18 protein-coding genes are annotated in these 18,608 nt (G+C 68.1%); 10 read left to right on the top strand and 8 right to left on the bottom strand.

Features of this window, described 5'->3' with window-relative positions; all coding sequences use genetic code 11:
- Positions 1 to 83 precede the first annotated feature (83 nt).
- The 5 genes from ACJ8AN_RS41770 to ACJ8AN_RS41750 all read left to right on the top strand — a co-directional run bounded on the left by ACJ8AN_RS41770 (position 84) and on the right by ACJ8AN_RS41750 (position 4,060).
- On the top strand, positions 84 to 635 hold the full coding sequence (locus ACJ8AN_RS41770) for an RNA polymerase sigma factor (RefSeq protein ID WP_407761233.1): 552 nt from the start codon (positions 84 to 86) through the stop codon (positions 633 to 635).
- Positions 632 to 1,156 carry a hypothetical protein gene (locus ACJ8AN_RS41765; RefSeq protein WP_407761232.1) on the top strand — a complete coding sequence of 175 codons (525 nt, stop codon included), beginning with the start codon at positions 632 to 634 and terminating at the stop codon, positions 1,154 to 1,156. Before ACJ8AN_RS41770 ends, ACJ8AN_RS41765 begins: the two co-directional genes overlap by 4 nt.
- Positions 1,157 to 1,214: 58 nt before the next feature.
- Positions 1,215 to 1,829, top strand: coding sequence for a periplasmic heavy metal sensor (locus ACJ8AN_RS41760; RefSeq protein ID WP_407761231.1), 615 nt, complete (start codon positions 1,215 to 1,217; stop codon positions 1,827 to 1,829).
- An 86-nt stretch (positions 1,830 to 1,915) separates the two neighbouring features.
- Complete coding sequence (locus ACJ8AN_RS41755) at positions 1,916 to 3,385, top strand: amino acid permease (protein WP_407761230.1); 1,470 nt, start codon at positions 1,916 to 1,918, stop codon at positions 3,383 to 3,385.
- A gap of 66 nt (positions 3,386 to 3,451) precedes the next feature.
- Positions 3,452 to 4,060 carry a hypothetical protein gene (locus ACJ8AN_RS41750; RefSeq protein ID WP_407761229.1) on the top strand — a complete coding sequence of 203 codons (609 nt, stop codon included), beginning with the start codon at positions 3,452 to 3,454 and terminating at the stop codon, positions 4,058 to 4,060.
- A gap of 6 nt (positions 4,061 to 4,066) precedes the next feature.
- Here the strand turns inward: ACJ8AN_RS41750 and ACJ8AN_RS41745 are convergent, their stop codons facing one another.
- Positions 4,067 to 4,501 (bottom strand): EVE domain-containing protein, encoded by a 435-nt coding sequence (locus tag ACJ8AN_RS41745; protein WP_407761228.1) that lies wholly within the window; start codon positions 4,499 to 4,501, stop codon positions 4,067 to 4,069.
- A gap of 26 nt (positions 4,502 to 4,527) precedes the next feature.
- Here ACJ8AN_RS41745 and ACJ8AN_RS41740 point away from each other — a divergent pair, with 26 nt between their 5' ends.
- The gene (locus tag ACJ8AN_RS41740) at positions 4,528 to 6,021 is read left to right on the top strand and encodes an amidase (RefSeq protein ID WP_407761227.1); all 1,494 of its coding nucleotides are present in this window, start codon (positions 4,528 to 4,530) and stop codon (positions 6,019 to 6,021) included.
- A 90-nt stretch (positions 6,022 to 6,111) separates the two neighbouring features.
- Here the strand turns inward: ACJ8AN_RS41740 and ACJ8AN_RS41735 are convergent, their stop codons facing one another.
- The 3 genes from ACJ8AN_RS41735 to ACJ8AN_RS41725 all read right to left on the bottom strand — a co-directional run bounded on the left by ACJ8AN_RS41735 (position 6,112) and on the right by ACJ8AN_RS41725 (position 8,091).
- Positions 6,112 to 6,315 (bottom strand): cold-shock protein, encoded by a 204-nt coding sequence (locus ACJ8AN_RS41735; protein ID WP_407761226.1) that lies wholly within the window; start codon positions 6,313 to 6,315, stop codon positions 6,112 to 6,114.
- Positions 6,316 to 6,479: 164 nt separating this feature from the next.
- Positions 6,480 to 7,145, bottom strand: a complete 666-nt coding sequence (locus tag ACJ8AN_RS41730) for a spermidine synthase (protein WP_407761225.1) — start codon at positions 7,143 to 7,145, stop codon at positions 6,480 to 6,482.
- A 61-nt stretch (positions 7,146 to 7,206) separates the two neighbouring features.
- Positions 7,207 to 8,091 (bottom strand): RNA polymerase factor sigma-32, encoded by an 885-nt coding sequence (locus ACJ8AN_RS41725; protein WP_407761224.1) that lies wholly within the window; start codon positions 8,089 to 8,091, stop codon positions 7,207 to 7,209.
- A gap of 427 nt (positions 8,092 to 8,518) precedes the next feature.
- Between ACJ8AN_RS41725 and ACJ8AN_RS41720 the strand changes: the two genes are divergently transcribed.
- The 3 genes from ACJ8AN_RS41720 to ACJ8AN_RS41710 all read left to right on the top strand — a co-directional run bounded on the left by ACJ8AN_RS41720 (position 8,519) and on the right by ACJ8AN_RS41710 (position 12,847).
- Entirely contained in the window at positions 8,519 to 10,081 is a 1,563-nt protein-coding gene (locus ACJ8AN_RS41720; RefSeq protein WP_407761223.1) for an ATP-binding protein, read from the top strand.
- 257 nt (positions 10,082 to 10,338) lie between these two features.
- The gene (locus ACJ8AN_RS41715) at positions 10,339 to 10,779 is read left to right on the top strand and encodes a DUF6918 family protein (RefSeq protein WP_407761222.1); all 441 of its coding nucleotides are present in this window, start codon (positions 10,339 to 10,341) and stop codon (positions 10,777 to 10,779) included.
- 388 nt (positions 10,780 to 11,167) lie between these two features.
- Positions 11,168 to 12,847 (top strand): reverse transcriptase domain-containing protein, encoded by a 1,680-nt coding sequence (locus ACJ8AN_RS41710; protein ID WP_407761221.1) that lies wholly within the window; start codon positions 11,168 to 11,170, stop codon positions 12,845 to 12,847.
- Positions 12,848 to 13,096: 249 nt separating this feature from the next.
- On the opposite strand, the gene ACJ8AN_RS41705 is transcribed toward ACJ8AN_RS41710, so the two are convergent.
- From ACJ8AN_RS41705 to aac(3), 3 genes are all read right to left on the bottom strand, one after another.
- Complete coding sequence (locus tag ACJ8AN_RS41705; RefSeq protein WP_407761220.1) at positions 13,097 to 13,981, bottom strand: hypothetical protein; 885 nt, start codon at positions 13,979 to 13,981, stop codon at positions 13,097 to 13,099.
- Between the two features lie 135 nt (positions 13,982 to 14,116).
- Positions 14,117 to 15,313 (bottom strand): 3-oxoadipyl-CoA thiolase, encoded by a 1,197-nt coding sequence (locus tag ACJ8AN_RS41700; RefSeq protein WP_407761219.1) that lies wholly within the window; start codon positions 15,311 to 15,313, stop codon positions 14,117 to 14,119.
- Between the two features lie 63 nt (positions 15,314 to 15,376).
- On the bottom strand, positions 15,377 to 16,186 hold the full coding sequence (aac(3), locus tag ACJ8AN_RS41695; RefSeq protein WP_407761218.1) for an aminoglycoside 3-N-acetyltransferase: 810 nt from the start codon (positions 16,184 to 16,186) through the stop codon (positions 15,377 to 15,379).
- Positions 16,187 to 16,460: 274 nt separating this feature from the next.
- On the opposite strand from aac(3), the gene ACJ8AN_RS41690 reads away from it, so the two are divergent.
- Positions 16,461 to 17,621 carry a hypothetical protein gene (locus tag ACJ8AN_RS41690; protein ID WP_407761217.1) on the top strand — a complete coding sequence of 387 codons (1,161 nt, stop codon included), beginning with the start codon at positions 16,461 to 16,463 and terminating at the stop codon, positions 17,619 to 17,621.
- 62 nt (positions 17,622 to 17,683) lie between these two features.
- On the opposite strand, the gene ACJ8AN_RS41685 is transcribed toward ACJ8AN_RS41690, so the two are convergent.
- Positions 17,684 to 18,136: a hypothetical protein gene (locus ACJ8AN_RS41685; protein WP_407761216.1), complete on the bottom strand. Its 453-nt coding sequence runs from the start codon at positions 18,134 to 18,136 to the stop codon at positions 17,684 to 17,686.
- Positions 18,137 to 18,608 lie beyond the last annotated feature (472 nt).

The following is an 18,608-nucleotide window of genomic DNA, read 5'->3' as shown; positions in this document are numbered from 1 at the left end:
AAAAATGGGGGAAAAATCGCCTGTATGCCGCCGGCGGGGCTCATGCGTCCTTTGAAATGGAAGCCGGGCAACGAGGTCCACACGTGAAGGGCACCGCCGTCATCGACGAGCCGCAGCTGGAAGCGAGGGCCGACGCCCTCGACTTCGACGCGCTCGTGGAGGGGGAGCAGGCGGCGCTCCTTCGCCTGGCGCGGCGGCTCGTCTGGGACGGGGAGGAGGCGAGGGATCTCGTGCAGTCCACCCTGGCCGATGCCTACGAGAAGCGCCACACCCTGCGGGACGCCAAGGCGGGCCCGGCCTGGCTGCGGCGCATCCTCGTGTCGCGCGCCATGGGCCACCTGCGCCGCCGCCGCGTGTGGAGCGTCGTGCGCGAGGTGTTGGACCTGGGCCCATCCCCGCAGCCCTCGCCCGAGGAGCGCTTCGCCGGTGCCGAGCGCTGGCGCGCCTTCGGCCGGGCCCTGCGCACGCTTCCGGCCCAGCAGGCCACCGCTTTTTCCCTCCGGTACCTGGAGGGACTCGACCTCGATGCCATCGCGGACGCGATGAACATCGGCCGCGGCACCGTCCGCATCCACCTCTATCGGGCGCTCCAGAAGCTCAAGGCCGCGGACGCGCTGCAAGGAGATACCCCATGAGCTGCCAGGATTTCGCCGCGGCCCTCGTGGACGAGCGCCTGCCCCGGCCTCCGGGCCTCGAGGCCCACCTGGAGGGGTGCGCCGCGTGCCGCTCGCTCGCCCGCCTCCACACGTCCGCCGCCTCGCTCCGCCTGCCCGAGCCCCCGGCCCCGGCCGCCATTCCGCGCGAGGCCATCCTCGGCGTGGTGCGCCGCCGCCAGCACCGCCGCCGCATGGTGGCCAGCGTCAGTGCCACCGCCGCCGTGGCCGCCCTGGTGCTGCTCGTCTCGCCGCACGTGGGGACGCGCGGGCCCGTCGATGACGCGCCGGTGGCGGGCGGCCCCACCGAGGGCTACGTGCCCGTCGAGCAGCCCACGCGGACGGCGCCGCGAGGGGAGGGGAGCGAGGTCGTCTCGGTCGCGGTGCTGTTCGACGAGGTACACGGCTACACGCGCACCAACCCGAGCGTCGCGGACGCGGCGTACCAGCCCTTCGGGGCGCTCGCCGCGTGGGTGCGCCCGCCGGACTCCACCGTGCGGTGATTCGCGGTGCCAGTGATTCGCAGTGCCAGTGAACGCAGTCCTTCCAAGGAGCAGAGCCATGATGAAGAAGCTGCTGTGTGCCCTCGTGGTCCTCACCGCCGTGCCCGCTCTCGCGCAGGACAGGGACGAGGACGTGCGCGTCATCGTGAACGGCAACCCGCGCGCCGCCCCCGAGGCACCCATGCCCCCGATGCCCCCGCTGCCGCCCGAGCCTCCGATGGCGCCTCCGTCCTACGGGATTCCTCCGCAGGTGGCGGCGAAGATCGGCCTGCCGCAGGCGCTCGTGCAGAAGGTGCAGGACCTGACCTTCGAGTCCAATGACGCGCTGATCGGCCTGGAGGCGGACCTGAAGCGGGCGCAGCTCGCGCTGGAGAAGGAGCTGCGCCAGACGAGCCCCAACGAGGGCACGGTGAAGGACCTGGTGGAGAAGGCGGGCCGCGCGGAGACGGCGGTGCGCCAGAACCGGGTGAGCCTGATGGTGGCCATCAAGAAGGCGCTGGGCCCCGACTACTGGGCGAAGCTGGAGGCGGAGATGGGCCCCATGCACATGGGCATCGGCCCGCGGCAGATCCGCATCGAGCGGCGCATGATGGCTCCTCCCGGCGCGCCCGCCGGTGCTCCGCCCGCGGCCCCGGCCCCGGCGGCTCCGCCCCCGCCGGAGCGCAAGCGCTAACGGTTGGCTCTCCGTAGCGCCGACGAGCCCACACTCCGCGCCGCCGCCCCTTTCCATTCCCCGGCCCTGTGTCCATGGTGCCGGGCATGGAATCCGACAAGAAGGAACAGTTGGAGGCGGATGCGGCCCAGTTGCAACGGCTGGGGTACGCGCAGCAGCTGCTGCGCGACATGGGCGGCTTCTCCAACTTCGCCGTCTCCTTCTCCATCATCTCCATCCTCACCGGAGCGGTGACGCTCTATGGCCATGGCCTGCGCTTCGGCGGGCCGTTCGTCATGGCGGTGGGCTGGCCGCTGGTGGCGGTGATGACACTCGCGGTGGCGGCGAGCCTGGCGCAGCTCGCCTCCTCGTTCCCCACGGCGGGCGCGCTCTACCACTGGTCCGCCATGCTGGGGGGAGCGCGGGTGGGCTTCTTCACGGCGTGGCTCAACACCATCGGCCAGTTCGCCATCACCGCGGGCATCGACTACGGCCTGGCGGAGTTCGTGGCGGACATGCTCGGGTGGCCGCGCGAGCGGGGCTACGTGCTGCCGCTCTACGCCGCCATCCTCCTGTCCCACGCGGTGCTCAACCACGTGGGCGTGCGCGCGGTGGCGCTGCTCAACAACCTGTCGGCCTGGTACCACGTGGCCGGTGTGGCGGTGGTCATCGGCGCGCTGGTGGCCTTCGCGCCCAAGCAGGACGCCGCCTTCCTCCTCACGCGCTTCACCACCGAGGGCGGGCAGGGCTACCCCCTGGGCTACACCTACTGCTTCCTCATCGGCCTGTTGCAGGCGCAGTGGACGTTCACCGGCTATGACGCCAGCGCCCACATCTCCGAGGAGACGTTGGACCCCACCCGCAACGCGCCCTGGGGCATCTTCCTGTCCGTGGCGGTGAGTGCGGTGGTGGGCTACGCGCTGCTGGTGGGCGTGACGCTGGCCATTGGAGACCTGTCCGCCACGGCCGCCGCGCCCAACCCCTTCCTGTACGTGCTGCGCGAGTCGCTCGGCCCGGCACTGGGCGGGGCGCTGGTGTGGATCACCATCGGCGCCATGTGGTTCTGCGGGCTGTCCTCGGTGACCTCCAACTCGCGCATGCTCTTCGCGTTCGCGCGGGATGGGGGGCTGCCGGCCTCGGAGCAGCTCAAGCGCGTGTCCCCGCGCTTCCGCAGCCCGCACGTGGCCATCTGGGTGTCGGTGGCGGCCGCCTTCGTGGTGGCCATCTGGAGCGGGGCCTACGCGGCCATGGTGGCGCTCAGCACCCTGGCGCTCTATGCCTCGTACGCGCTGCCGGTGCTGGTGGGCCTGCGCGCCCGGCGCAACGGCACCTGGGCGCACCGCGGGCCGTGGGATTTGGGGCGCTTCTCCACGCCCGTCAACGTGGTGGCGCTCGGCTGGTGCGCGGTGGTGATGGTGCTCTTCGTGCTGCCGCCCAATGCCCTGGCCGGGTACACCTTCGCCGGCGCGCTCGGCCTGTTGATTGTCTACTGGGTGGCATTCCAGCGGCATACCTTCGTGGGGCCGAAGTTGGCCCGCCTCGCCCCGGCTCCCGTCCCGGCCACTTCGGAGGAGTGAGTCCGGAGTCGATCTGGTAAGGAGCACGGTCCGTCTTCCCCTTCTTTCGACCGGAGCAGCATTCCTATGAGCAAGCGCCAGCAGTCCGAGTCCTCCGAGCTGGTCAATGCGGCCATGGCCATCGAGGAGGAGCTGCGCAAGTTCGAGTCCCTCGCGGCGGAGGTCCGCACGGGCGAGATGCGCTCGCAGAAGCACCTGGAGCGCATGGGCAAGCTGCTCAACCAGGTGGCGGACTGCGACGAGCGGATGGTGGCCAACATGCGCTCCCTGCTGACGGTGCTCAACGGCTGGAGGGATCGCCAGCAGACGCTGGCGGGCGAGGTGAACACGCGGGCGCTGGAGCTGCAGGAGCGCACGAAGGTGTACCAGTCGTTGATGGAGCGCTTCGCGGCGCTGGGGCAGGAGGCGAGCTCGCTCAGCGCGAACATGCAGCAGGTGGCCAACCGGACGCAGGCGGGCGAGCCCATGAAGGCCGAGGAGATCATCTCCTCGCTGCAAACGGTGAACGAGCGCATGACGGCGGTGGCCGACAACGCTGGCAGCCTGGCGACCGACGCGCAGGCGCAGGACTTCGTGGACATCGCCCGCGACGCCGAGTCCCTGCGCCAGCAGCTCCTGGCGGCGCGCAACCGGGCCAACCTCCTGCAGCAGAAGTTGCACCCGGCCAACGCCTGAGAGGGCTCAGCGTCCCCGGGGCAGCTTCGTCCCGCCCAGCTCCAGAATCCGCTTGAAGTGCTCGGCGGTGGTGGGGGCCACGCTCAACCGGCTCTTCTTGACGAGCACGAAGTCCTTCAGCTCGCGGGTGGCCTTGATGGTGGCGAGCGTCACCGGCTCCTTCAGGGCCACCAGGGGCCCCACCTCCACCGAGGCCCAGTCCTCCCCGGGCGCCGTGGGGTCCGGTCCCGGCTCGCCGAGCACGCGCGCCACGCCCACCACGGCCTTGCCCTCGTTCGAGTGGTAGTAGAGGCACAGGTCTCCGGGCTTCATCGCCCGGAGGTTGTTGCGCGCCTCGAAGCTGCGCACGCCCGTCCACTCCGTCCCGCCGTCCTTCTCCAACCGGGCGTAGGCATAGACGGAGGGCTCGCTCTTGATCAGCCAGTACTGGGGTTTCGCCATGGCGGCGCATGGTAGATAGGCGGGCCATGGCCATCCAGGGATTCGAAGAGCTCGACGCCACGGCGCTCGCCGGGCTGATCCGCAAGAAGGAGCTCCACCCCAGCGAGCTGGTGGAGGAAGTCATCGCGCGCATCGAGGCCGTGGACCCGATGCTCAACGCCGTGGTGCACAAGATGTACGACCAGGCGCGCAAGGCCGCCGCGGCGCCGCTCTCCGAGGGCCCCTTCGCTGGCGTGCCCTTCCTGGTGAAGGACCTGGACGGCTACCTGGCCGGCGAGCCCTATATGGGCGGTTGCCGGGCCCTGGCGGGCTTCGTCCCCCAGCGGGACGCGGAGCTGATGGCCCGCTTCCGCCGCGCGGGCGTCATCTTCGTGGGCAAGACGGCCACCCCCGAGCTGGGAATCCTCGGCGTCACCGAGCCGGCGCTGCGCGGGCCCACGCGCAACCCGTGGAACCCGGACCATACGCCCGGAGGCTCCAGCGGAGGCTCGGCGGCGTGCGTGGCGGCCCGGGTGGTGCCCATGGCCCACGGCGGAGATGGGGGCGGCTCCATCCGCATCCCCGCGTCCGCCTGCGGCCTCTTCGGCCTCAAGCCCACCCGCGCGCGCAACCCCGTGGGCCCGGAGGTGGGCGAGGGGTGGGGCGGCTTCGTCCAGCAGCACGTGCTGACCCGCAGCGTGCGCGACAGCGCCGCCATGCTCGACGCCACCCAGGGCACCGAGCCCGGCGCGCCCTACGTGGCGCCTCCCCGCGCGAGGCCCTTCGTCGAGGAGCTGGGCACTTCGCCCGGACGGCTGCGCATCGCCTTCTCCACGGGCTCGCTCTACGGCCGCAACACCCACCCGGACTGTGTGGCCGCCGTGCAGGACGCGGTGAAGCTCTGCCAGGAGCTGGGCCACGAGCTCGTCGAGGACGCCCCCCGCTTCGAGCGCGAGGCGCTGGTGCGCGCCTACCTGACGATCGTCGCGGCCAACGTGGCGGTGCTGCTGGAGGAGATTGGCGGGCTGATGGGCAAGACGGTGGGCGCCACCGACGTCGAGCCCTCCACCTGGGCACTCGCGCAGATCGGCCAGATGCTCTCCGCGGCGGACTTGCAGAAGGCTCGCGACGCCATGCACCGCGCCAGCCGGATGATGGCGGCGTTCCACGAGCGGTATGAGCTCTTCCTCGACGCGACGCTGGCCTATCCGCCGGTGAGGGTGGGGGAGCTGGCGCTCAAGCCCGCCGAGGCCGCGGCGCTGGCCGTGCTGCGCAAGGTGCCGGTGAAGCCCGTCTTCATGAAGCTGCTGGATGGGCTCGCCGCCAACAGCCTGGAGCGCACGCCCAACACGCAGCTCTTCAACCAGACGGGGCAGCCGGCCATGTCGGTGCCGCTCTACTGGAATGCCGCCGGGCTGCCCATTGGCGTGCAGTTCGCCGCCCGCTTCGGCGACGAGGCCACGCTCTTCCGGCTCGCCTCGCAGCTCGAGCAGGCCCGGCCGTGGGCGGGGCGCAAGCCTCCGATGGTGACGCGCAAGTAGCCCGCAAATACCGAGGGCCCGCCCCCATTGCTGGGATACGGGCCCCGGGTCGAGCCTCATTCGTGTTGTGCGAAGTGGCTCAGGTCCGGATCAGATCGGACGGACGTTCTGCGCCTGCAGGCCCTTGGGGCCGCGGGCCACGTCGAACTCCACGCGCTGGCCCTCGGCCAGGGTGCGGAAGCCGTTGGTCTGGATGGCGGTGTGGTGGCAGAACAGATCCTCGCCACCGCCCTCCTGCGTGATGAAACCGAAGCCCTTCGCGTCGTTGAACCACTTCACGGTACCAGTCGCCATTACTTGTCTTCTTTCTCGTCCAGCGCGGTGGGATGCGCCGAGCCCCGTCGCTCTGTGCGAACGGAGGCCCCTATCTGTCAGTTTCGGCGGAACAAAGGAACCCCCCTCCCTCATTTTCCCGAGAAAGAAGTGTTGGCCAGGATGCAGAGCCCTCGGAGGGGGCTTCAGAGGCGGCCGACGAAGAGGGTGTGCAGGGGCCCGCCGCCCTTGCCTCGCGCGGGCGTCTCCAGCTCCTCGGTGTCGAACCCCGCGCGCTCGAGCCGGCTGGCGAAGGCCCGGTCCGGCGAGGCGGACCACACCACCAGCATTCCTCGCGGCTTGAGCGCACGGCGGATGGCGGCCAAGCCCCGCTCGCCATACAGCCAGCGGTTGCGCTCCTGGGTGAGGGCCTCGGGTCCGTTGTCCACGTCCAGGAGGATGGCGTCGTAGTGGCCCTCCGCCTCGCGGAGCAGCTCGCCCACGTCCCGCGTCTCCACCTTCACCCGGGAGTCCTCGAGCGGCCGTCCGGCCAGGGGCGCCAACACCCCCTGATTCCACGCGACGACCGCCGGCACCAGCTCCGACACCACCACCTCGGCACTCGGAGGGAGCCGGTCCAACGCGGCCCGGACGGTGTAGCCCAGCCCCAGGCCGCCAATCAGCATGCGCGAGCGTTTGTGGGCCAGGGGCGCGCACGCCACCTCGGCCATCTTCTCCTCGGAGCCGTGCTGGCGGCTGGACATCAGCTCGCGGCCGTTCACCCGGATGGCGAACTCCTCCCCGCGCTGATGCAGCACCAGCTCGCCCCCGCCTGGAGCGGGCGCGCGCTCAATCACCTTCCACGGCTTCATCGTCCCCGTTCCCCGCCCCTCCCTGACACAGCGGGAGGGGCTCGTTCACGGGTCCGGGTCCTTACCGGGCCTCCGCGCCCTCGTCCAGGCCCACCTCGGCCACCAGCGAGGCCAGCTCGGCCTTGAGCTTGTCCTTGGCGCGGATCTCCAGCTGGCGGGCGCGCTCACGCGAGAAGCCGAAGTGCTCGCCCAGCTCGCTCAGGGTCATCTCCGCGTCGCCCATCACGCGGTTCTCGATGATGAAGCGCTCACGGGGATCCAGCCGCAGCAGCGCCTGCTGGATACGGTCGCGGGTGATGCGCGCCTGCTGCCGGTCCGCCACGTCGTCCACCTGCGAGGCGGACTCGGACTCCACGAAGTCCAGGTGCGTGGCGTCCCCGTCCTCACCGACCGGAGCGTCCAGCGACAAGTCCCGTCCGCCCATGCGCTGCTCCATCTCGCGCACCTCGGAGGCCTTCACGTTCAGCTTCTTGGCGATCTCCTCGGCGTCGACGATGTTGCCGTCGCCCGAGCCCAGCTTCTCCAGCTCGCGGCGCGTACGGGCCAGGCTGAAGAACAGCCGGCGCTGGGCCTGCGTGGTGCCCAGCTTCACCAGGCTCCAGTTCTTCAGGATGTAGTTCTGGATGTACGCGCGGATCCACCACACGGCGTAGGAGATGAGGCGGATGCCCTTGTCCGGATCGAACTTCTGCACCGCCTTCATCAGGCCGATGTTCGCCTCCTGGATGAGGTCGGACATCTTGATGCCGTAGGAGCGGTACTCGTAGGCGACCTTCACCACGAAGCGCAGGTTGCTCGTCACCAGCCGGTGACCCGCGACCAGGTCGCCCCCCCGGAAGCGCCGCGCCAGCGCCTGCTCCTCGGGCTGGGTGAGCAGCGGGTACTGGTTGATGTCGGCGAGGTACGTCGAGAGGGTATCGGCGGAGAAGGAGGCGGTGGCCTGCATGGGGTTCTCTCTCGGGGTGGGGAAGGTGGGGTTGGCGTTGCGACTTCTTGCCCATTGCCTTCAGCAAGTGGGGTGCCAACGGGCCGATTGGAACGTCCCTCAGTGAATGCAGGCACTTGCATCGAGGGCCCCCAATGACTAGGCCGGAATCCGGTCGTATTTACAGACCCCTCTTTTGGAAGTTCTTACAGGGACGGGCCTTTCTTCAGGGCAGGGGGGCAGGCCCGCGCGCTTGCTCGCCTGGTGGGAGAGAGGGATTGCCCCGTCCGGGCCCTCCCTTCCGCGCCTGGGTGGGCCGGGGGTGTGAGGCAGCGAACGAGGCCGGACCCCGGAGCAGCCCGAGCGTGTGCTGCCGGACGGATGGAGCCCCGCATGGATCGGGTGCCAACTGATTCACGGCCCGCTTCAGGGGTATCTGTCTTCCATCATGAACGACGGGAGCGAGGCGGGAGGGCCGGGGCGCGCGGGGTTGGAGCCTCCCCCGGAGCTGCCCTACCGCGAGCTCTTCCGCTCCGTGGTGGAGGAGCTGCCCGACGCGGTCTTCACCAAGGATTTGCAGGGGCGCTACACCTTCATCAACTCCGTCGGGGCGCACTATCTCGGCAGGCCGGTGGAGGAGATCCTCGGACGCAAGGACAGCGATTTGATGTCCGCCGAGGAGGCGCAGAGCACCCTGGAGTTCGACAGGCAGACGCTGCTGGCCGGGCGCACGCTCTACGCGGAGATGAGCGAGCAGATGGCGGGAGTGCGGCGCGAGTGGCTCTCCACCAAGGGCGTCCTCCGCCGGCCGGATGGGCAGGTGGTGGGGCTGTTCGGCATCGCCCGGGATTTGTCGCACCACCGGCGAGGCGAGGCGGCCCAACGCCAGAGCGAGGCCCTCTTCCGGGCGGCGGCGAGCAGCAGCTTCGACGCGTTCTTCATCCTCCGGGGCGAACAGGAGCAGCTGCGGCTGCTGCGCCTCAACACCCATGCCGAGTCCCTGCTGGGCCGCGAGGCGCGCGAGGCGGAGGGGCACCTGCTCTCCGACTTCCCGCACGCGGCCTTCATCGCCCCCTTCGCCCTGTGCGAGCAGGTGTGGCGCACCGGCCGCCTCCACGATGACGAGGTGGAGCAGCCGGTGGCCGGGAAGGGCCGGCGCTGGTTCCGCCGCCAGTTGAGCGCGGTGGGCGACTGCATGGCCGTCACGGTGCGCGACATCACCGAGCAGCGCGAGAACCAGATGCGCCTGCGGCTCAACGAGCGCATGGCCTCCATCGGGATGCTCGCGGCGGGCGTGGCGCATGAAATCAACAACCCGCTGGCCTTCGTCCACGCCAACCTCGGCTTCATCCACACCGAGCTGGGCCGGCTGGCGCTGCCGGAGGACGACGCGCACGAGCTGCTGGAGGCCCTCACCGAGGCCCGCGAGGGCACCGAGCGCATGCGGCTCATCGTCGAGAGCCTCCGGGCGCTCTCGCGCGGCGACATGGTGGCCATGCACCCGTTGGATCTGCACGAGGTGCTGGAGAGCGCGGTCCACCTGGCCTGGGGCCGGCTGCGCAGCCGGGGACGGCTGGTGCGCGACTACGGGGAGCTGCCCCAGGTGCTCGGCAACTCGGTGCAGCTCGCGCAGGTCTTCACCAACCTGCTCATCAACGCGGCGCACGCGCTGCCCAAGGTGGGCGGGGAGATCCGCCTGGTGACGCGCGCGCACGGTAGCTCGCAGGTGGTGGTGGAGGTGCAGGACAACGGTTGCGGAATCCCCGCCGAGAACCTCGAGCGCATCTTCGAGCCCTTCTTCACCACCAAGCCGGTGGGTGAGGGCACGGGCCTGGGGCTGGCCATCAGCCATGACATCGTCCGCGGGCTCGGGGGCAGCATGTCCGTGGACAGCACCGTGGGGCAGGGGACCATCTTCCGCGTCTTCCTGTCCGTGGCGGAGGAGAAGGCGCACGAGGAGCCGGTGCAGGAGCCGCACTCGTCGGATGGCCTCCATCACTCCGTGGCGTAGCCTTTCGCGTGGTGCTGCCCGCCGCCGAGGACGCGCCTTCCTCCGGCGGCTGAGCGGCACCCGGGGCCCTTTCAACAACAACGGTTCGTGCGGTGCGGGGGCTCCTTGATTCGAAACCGGGGGGTGCTTACCTGACGCTCTGTGTCGAGGAGCAACGGCCCTACCGTGCGCGGGGATGTGCTATGCGCCCGGGCGGGCCGCACGAGACTCCGCGGCCTCCGGGCGCGTTTCGTCCGGTGAACGAAAGGGACGGTTCGATGGCGTCACTCACCGAGACACTGACCAGCGACACCAAGAAGGCGGCGGTCATCGACGACTGCTGCGCGCTCATCGATGCCGAGGTCGCCGACAAGGGCGGCCTCTCGGGCCTCGCCATCAAGGCGGGCTACAGCGCCGTGAAGAACATCAAGCCCGGCTTCATCAAGCACGCCGTGGGGGATCTGCTCCCCGAGTTCGCCTCGGTGTTGGATCCGCTCTACCAGGAGGCCAAGACGGGCGGGAAGCCGGTGGCGGCCCACTTCTCGGCCAACGCGGGCCGCGCCGCCGACGCGCTGCTGAAGATCACCGACGGCAAGGTGCAGCACTCCAAGAGCGGCCTCGTGAAGGGCACCTACGAGAAGCTGCGCGGCCAGGCCAAGAAGAACGTCGAGGCCGCCGTCCCCCGTCTCGGCAGGCTCGTCGAGAAGCACGCGGGCTGAAGTGTCTCGCGTCGTGTGGAGCTTCCTGGGGACGGGTGGGGAGCGAAGCCGCTAGACTTCGATCTTGCTTGCACAACTGCTCAGCCATTCAGGTCACAGCGTCCCCCAACAAGAGGCTACCTTCAGCCAGGGAACGCTTCATGGGCTTTCCGCAGCCTGATGGCTCTGGTACCATGACGATGGGCACTCGTCAGATGTGAAGTCGGGACCAGGGGCTGTTTGCGCCTGGTTTTAGCCTTGAGCATGGAATGCGGTGACGCCCGGGAGGGTCAAGCAGATTGGGGTCCACCGTTCTCAAGGATTTAGCCCTCCGCTGGAAGCCAGTCGGGCTCCCTTTTTATGACAAGTACTTGCAGTACTACCCCGGCGCGAGTGCCCACTTTTCAGAATGAGCGCCAAATCACTCGACAAGTATTTTTCTGATACAGCGATCGTACGAGTTCTATGTGACAAACGACTGCAAAGCACGACCACCAATCGCCACGAGCAGTTCATGGCAGGGCTGACCTGTTCAAGACCCCGTCACGTTCCAGTCGAACTCGATCGTCTTCTTCCTCCGCGACGACAATGGCCACGTCTCGGTCGCGCTCAACGTGCAAGTAAGTACGCGGATCCACTGCGCGCCCGTGCCGAGTTGCTTGCTCGATATGTGCTGAAGACCCTTCGTAGCAAAAAAGCAGGTAGCGTATGGGTCAGGCGCCTTCGTGCGTTCATCGCGGATATCCGCAATGCTGCGCTCAAGTGGTCGTCGGATATGCGCCTGTCGCCGCGCCAGACAATTGGCATCCCCAAGGTCCGCCCGGGCTCAGGACAAAAATACCGGCTCGTATCTGTATACGGGCTCCGGGAGACGGTGCTGTCCTCGGGGTTCGCGGCATTCTTGCGTGGGCGTCTCGAGCCGCACCTCGGGAAAGAATGTCTTGCCTATCGCGCAGCAACGCGTAGCTCACCGCCCATATCGCATCATGACGCGATTGGAAGAATACATGACTACGCGAGTGCGAAAGGTTCGGCTCCCCTATGGGTCGCGGAATGCGACCTGCGGGGCTTCTTTGACAATCTCAAGCACTCGACTGTTCGCAAGTCCATCAAGGCCATCTTGCGGTCTGACTCGGCGGACGACAGAAGAGCAAGAGCGTTTATCGAATCATTTCTGGCCGGGTATTCCTTCGCGAAGGGATACGATGAAGCGCTCGGCAGACTCTTGTCGATAGGTGTTTCAAAGCCGGACTTTGGACGCGTCATTCAAACAGGTGACTCGCGCACGGGGGTGGCCCAAGGCTCAGCCATCTCATGCATTCTCGCCAACGCCGTCTTGTTTCGCGCTGACAGAGAAACACTGCGCGCAGATTCGTTACATACTGGCTTGTTCCTACGGTATTCCGACGACACGATATTCATTGCGCCCAGTCGGCAGCAATGTGCATCCATGCTTGGAGCATATCTCCAAGCGGTGAGAGGAATCGGTCTGCCAGCTCACAAGCCGGCCGATGTGCCGCCATACGGCGCGGGATTTTGGAAGGGCAAGAGCAAGAAGCCTTACAAATGGTCGATGGATGGGCGCAGGTTCAGTGTGCCCTGGGTCGCGTTCGTCGGTTATCACGTGCGACGGGATCTCATGATTCGAGCTCGGCCATCCTCCATCACCAAGGAACTGAACAAGCAGTTGGATGTCACGGATCACGTCGTGTCGCGCTTTGTAAAGGCTGCGGCTCGCAAAAAAGGGCGCTTTATCATACGGTCAGTCGCCGCAATCCGTTTCCGCGCCATGCAGCATATGGTGGCATTCAGCGTCGGTCGGCCGCAATATCGTAGTCCAGCCCCTGAGCCAGACACTCTGTGTTGGGGGCGAGGCTTTAGAATGCTCAAAGGATCTCAGGCCGCAGGATTTGGATTGGCTCGGCTTGATCGAGGTCGCCAACGCGCGCTAGGACGACTCGTAGGTCGGGTTCATGGACTTATAAAGTCCAAGGCTCTTGTGGAGGGGAAGTTCAACGTCAAAAGCAAGAACCCGTTCAAATTGCACTGGCCGGGTAGGCCATTCTCCTACTTTCGGCAGTTTTTGTAGGGCGATGTAAAGCCGCGCATATCTTCGAGTGCGGGCGCCCGGCGCGGGCGTACCTCACATCGCGATGTGCACTCTCGCGGGTTCTGGCAATGAAGGGTCCCACCGGGATTTGAAGCCACCCGGTGGGGAGGGAGACAGTCTCGCTAGTTGATTGGGGTGAGTCGGCACACCCCGGAGGTGCCGCCATAGGGCTGTAGTCTCAGTAGTAGCCCGACGGGCACTGGTAGTTCGCGCTGCAGGTGTCGCGCACTACCGCTGCGTGAAGCCCGTCAGCCACTGCAGGCCGGTGTCCGACGACCAGTCATAGGTGCCATTGAGCCACTTCTGGTCCAGGCTGTTCTGGCTGCCCACGCAGCCGCCGGTCGCGCGCATGTAGCAGTGATCCGCGGTGCCGTCCGAGACCTCCGCGTTCTTCACGATGTACCAGCCGCTGCCATTGCTGGCGAAGCAGGAGGTCGCCGTGCAGCTGCGGCCCGTCAGCTCCTGGAGCTGGCCGCGCACCGAGCTCTCGGTGCTGCCCATGAAGCCATCACCCTCGCCATTCACCGCGCGCAGCCGGTCGCTCGTCAGCGTCCGCTTGCCATTGGCCACGCAGGTGCGGAGGTCGTAGGTGGAATACTGCACGCCGGCGCCCATTCCATACGCGGCCTGGACGCGGGCGTCATGGTTCTTGGCCAGGATGGCCAGGATGGAGCCCTGGCTGAAGCCCGCCACGACGATGCCCTTGGAGCAGTCCGCGGCGGGGCGGGCGCAGAGGGCCGCGACGGCGCTGCTCGCGCTGGTCGAGTCGAAGATGCACTTGGAGCGGGCCGTCAGCGTGGAACAACTGCCGAAGGTGGCGGCGGGATACTCGACCGTCGCCGCCACGTAGCCCTTGGCCGCCATCTTGTCGACGGCCGCCAGCGCCGAGCCGTTGTTGTACGTCTCCGACGTTCCCACCATGTAGATGAAGACAGGGTATTTGCTCGTCGAGGACGGCTCCTTGCCCTGGATGTTGTACGTCGTCCCGCAGGTGCCGCTGCCGCCCTTGTACGTCGCCGTGAAGCTCGTCAGGGTTTGCGCCTGGGCGGAGACGCTCCAGACCGTGGACAGCAACAACCCCATGACAAGCTTTGCAATCCAAGTGTTTTTCATGACGCCTCCTCCGGGCGGAGACGGGTTTTCGTCAACCGTCTCGTTTTTCGAGAAAGTAGAGAAAACCGTCTTTCCCGTCAATAGGGGGAAGGCCTGGATAAAACTGCCTGTTTCGCTCTGCGAAATGCAGCCAGGTCAGACCCGCTCGAGGATGGCGGCGATGCCTTGCCCCACGCCAATGCACATGCTGACGAGCGCATAGCGGCCCCGGCTCGCCTGGAGTTGGCGGGCGGCCGTCAGGGCCAGGCGCGCGCCGGAGGCACCCAGCGGATGGCCGATGGCGATGGCTCCTCCGTTCGGATTCACCCGGCTGTCATCCTCGCTCAGCCCTAATTGCGCGAGGCAGCCCAGCACCTGGACGGCGAAGGCCTCGTTGAGCTCGATGACGTCCATATCCGCGAGCGAGAGGCCGGCCCGCTCCAGCGCCTTGCGCGAGGCGGGGACGGGGCCGAGCCCCATGGTGCGCGGCGGCACCCCGGCGACAGCGGCCGACACGATGCGGGCCAGGGGCTCACGGCCCACCCGCTCGCCCACGTCCAGGGTTCCGACCAGCAGGGCCGCGGCCCCATCATTGATGCCCGAGGCATTGCCCGCGGTGACGACGCCGTCCTCGGCCAGCGGCTTCAGCGCCGCCAGCTTGTCGAGAGTGGTGTCCGGACGCGGGTGCTCGTCCACCGCCACCGGAGAGACAGCACCCTTGCGGCCCGGGAGCTCCACCGGCACCAGCTCGCCGGAGAAGAAACCCCGGGCCAGGGCGGCCGCGCACTTGCGCTGGGAGGCGAGGGCGAAGCGGTCGCTCGACTCGCGCCCGATCCCCAGCTCCCTGGCGATGTTGTCCGCCGTCTCCGGCATCGTGTCGCCGCCGAAGCCCGCGACTATGCGGGGGTTGGGGAAGCGCGCGCCCATGGTGGTGTCGAAGACGCGGGCCTCGCGGCTGTAGGCCGACTCGGCCTTGGCCATGACGAAGGGCGCCCGGCTCATGCTCTCCACGCCGCCCGCGACGAACAGCTCGCCCTGGCCCGTCATGGCCGAGCGCGCCGCGTCCATCACCGCCGCCAGCCCGCTGCCGCACAGCCGGTTGATTGTCACCCCTCCGGTCTCGATGGGCAGTCCGGCGAGCAGCGCGGCATGGCGCGCCACGTTGCGGCTGTCCTCGCCCGCCTGATTGGTGCAGCCGATGACCACGTCCTCGAGCTGGCCGGGCGTGAAGGGGCCTCGGGCGAGCAACGCCCGGAGGACTCCGGCGAGCAGCTCATCGGGCCGCACCGGGGCCAGCGCTCCGGCATGACGGCCGAAGGGAGTGCGCAGGCCGTCGTAGATGTACGCGCTCATGGGGCTCATCTCTGTTTCGCTGTGCGAAATCTATTCGGAGCGGCTGGGGAAGTACCAGCTCGGCTAGCCGCCCATGGGCCCTCGCGCTTTTTCCTCCAGCCAGGCTACGCCGCACTTCACCAGCCGGCGTGCATCGAACAGATGGGACGGGGCTCGAGCGACCCTTCCCGTGCGGCCGCCACCCTCCGCCAGACAGCGCTCCGCGATGAGCGTGAAATACTCTTCACCCGATGCGAGCAATTCATCCGTTACCGGCTCGCTCGTATCGAACTCCTCGATGCTGACCCAGCGCCGCTCGCCCTCCACCCAAAGAGGCCGCTCGTACCGCTTGATTCGCTTGCCCGGGATGTTCGCCAGGTGCTCCACGTAATGCAGCAACGTGAGCTTCTCGAGCGGCGCACCGAGCATCAATACCTTGCCGCCACCCTCCGCCAGCTTGTGCAGCGGCGAGCCCGGGCCATATCCGTATTGCAGCGGGTGGTCCGCGCAGAGCCACTCCGCCCGCGCGCCAATCGCAGCCATGCCGGCATCCGGGTGATCGCTCCGGACTCCACCGGGCCAGGTCCGAATCGTCTCCGCGAGAATCCCGTGGTCGCGGCTCGCGCGCGCAATGCGTTTGTCGAACGTGGGGATCTCCTCACGAAGGCTCTCGTTCTCGAAGTCTTCCTCGTCCACCCCCATCTCCCAATCCATGTACGCCAGGAGCGTGCCCGTGTCGCCCACCGCATCGAGCAGCGCCTGAACCACGGTGTTCACGCCGCCGAGCACCGGCCCCAGGCTCCGGAGGCCGGCATGCACCATCACGAGATCGCCAGCACACAAGCCAAGCCGCCGCAGATCTTCTCTCAGACGGGTGCGGGTCGCAGGTGTCATCGTCAGAGTTCTCCCTCGCTCCTGAAATAGGATCGTCGCACGATACCCTCACCGCGTCGCTCTTGCCGCCCACTGGCGCATGGGCTCTTCGCCGAGCGCTGCGCGGACTGCGCCACCCGTGCTGCACAGCCGCGCTCCGGGTCGTGCAGCGCTGAGCACACCTGATGCCCCACGCGCCTGCTCCCGCGGGTGAAGACTCTTCGGCAAGCCGCTTGCAGTGGGCCCGGCATCTCTCGCGCGTCACCTCGCGCGAGCCCCCACAGGAGCGTGACTCGTGAAGTCCTTCAAGCTGATGGCTGTCCTGGGTTGGCTGGGTTTGTCGGCATGTGGCTCGCCCCCGTCCGAGCCCCCCGCCGAGCCCGGGCAGGAGCTGCCCACGGAGCCGCTGGAATCCGAGCAGGGGCAGGACGCGGTGTTGGCACCCTCGCTTGCGTTCGCTGCCGATGGACAGCTCGCCCTCGCGTGGGCGGGGCCGAGCGACCTCTCCGTGCGGCGTTGGACGGGCACTCGATGGGAATCGCTGGGCAACGGGCTGAGTGCGTTCGCGGGCGAGACGCGTGCCTTCTGGTCGGCCGTGCAGATGGATGGGCAGGGAAACCCGGTGGTGGCGTGGCAGGAGCATGTGCCCGACGATCTGCTCCGCACCAGCATCATCGTCCGCCGTTGGGCCGGCGGGCGCTGGGTCGAGCTGGGCTCCCCGTTGAATATCGGCCGGGACTCGAATGACGCGTACAAGCCCTCGCTCCGGCTCGACTCCGAGGGCAACCCGCTCGTGGCCTGGAGCGAGTGGGACGGTGAGAAGAAGATCGCCGTGCGCCGCTGGGGACCGAAGGGGTGGCAGGCGCTCGGACCCACCACCGTCGCCCCCGGGACGGCGTGGGGGCTGGAGCTCGTGGGCAACACCCCCGTTCTGGTGTCCCAACGCTTTCTGGATGATGGTCTGCACGTGGTCATCGAGGTGCGGCGGTGGACGGGGAGCACCTGGGAGAACCTCGGTGCGCCCATCGGTGAGCGGGCCATCGCGCCCCAGGTGCGGGCCGATGCGGCGGGGAACCTCTACCTGGCGTGGCTCGACGAGGGGACCTACCCCGCGCCCAGCCGGCTCCAGGTGGTCCGCTGGTCGGGAACGGCGTGGGAGGCGCTCGGCTCGGACGTGGCGGTCTCTTCCGGCAACACCAACCTGGGTGTCCCCGCGCTCGAGCTCGACGCGGAGGGCCGGCCCCTCGTGGCCTGGATCCATTCTCAGACGACCCAGGGCCTTCGAGTCGCACGCTGGACCGGCGAGAACTGGAGCGTGAAGGTCGTCGAGGAATCCACCGTTCCGGGCTCCTCCGATGGCTGGGTCACGATGGGCTTCCACCCGGCCCAGGGCGTGGTGGTCGCGTGGACGCCGCATGAATCGATGAAGCTCCGGGTGCTGCGCGTTCTTCCCTGAGCCGCCACCTGTTTGGAGCGCGAGGGACTGGGCAAGGGCGCCGTGGCCAGGCGTGCGCGCCCTCAACCCAGGAGGGGAGGGCGCTGCTCGAGCTGGTGGCGGATGCGCGCGGCCGCCTCGCCGAGTCCGGACTCCTCCAGCCGGCGGAGCGCATACCTCACGGCCGAGTCCATGTCGGCGACGACGACGAACGGCATGGGCATCCGTTTGAAGGGCAGGATGGCGTACAGCGCCAGGCGCAGGGGCGTCGAGTCGATGATGGTGGCGCTGCCGACCAGGCGCTCATGCAGGGCGGCCGCGTTCTCCTGGAGATACTCCGCCTGCATCCGGCGCTGCGAGGGCGAGAGCATGCCGAGTTGGCCCAGGTCCGCGATGGTGACGTACTTCTCCCCTCGCTCCAGATAGCTGAGCGACCGGGCATGGTACTCCTTCGTCTCCTGGTCCGTGGGCACGCCCTGCGCCCGGATGATGACCAACGGCCAGAGCGAGTCGTCGAAGGTGATGAGGGCGCTCAAAGCAGATCCTGGGGGACGAGGGAGTCACAATCTCCAACAGCGGCATTAGCCGGGGTGCGGGAGCAATCGCTTGACACGGCTTGCGCGGGGGGCATGGCCGCCCGTGCCACGACCGGGCTCATATCAGATGCCAGGACGTCGGCCCGCACATCCTCATCGTAGGTGAAGCAATGGACGGGAGCGCCTCCGCGTCCGCGCGCACCGCGGCACGGGTGGTGACGGTGATGCGGGAGCTTTTTCATGAATCCTGGGGGTGTTTGTCATTGATGGCAATGACGATGGCAATGACCGCAGGACTTGGGGTCGGTATGCCTCCGCTGCCAAGAATAATGGAGCAACCGGGTGGCAAATACCATGGGCTTGCGGTAATGAAGCGCGGGCGCGCTCAGCCTCGGCACGTCGCGGAGGCCATGGCATCTCGCCTGACGCGCCGGAACCGCGCTGTGCTCGCCCAGTACCTGAACGAGGATGA

Source organism: Archangium sp. (assembly GCF_045802675.1).
Classification (GTDB): Bacteria; Myxococcota; Myxococcia; order Myxococcales; family Myxococcaceae; genus Archangium.
Note: the sequence above shows the minus strand (reverse complement) of the source record. Positions and strands in the feature narration are given on the sequence as shown.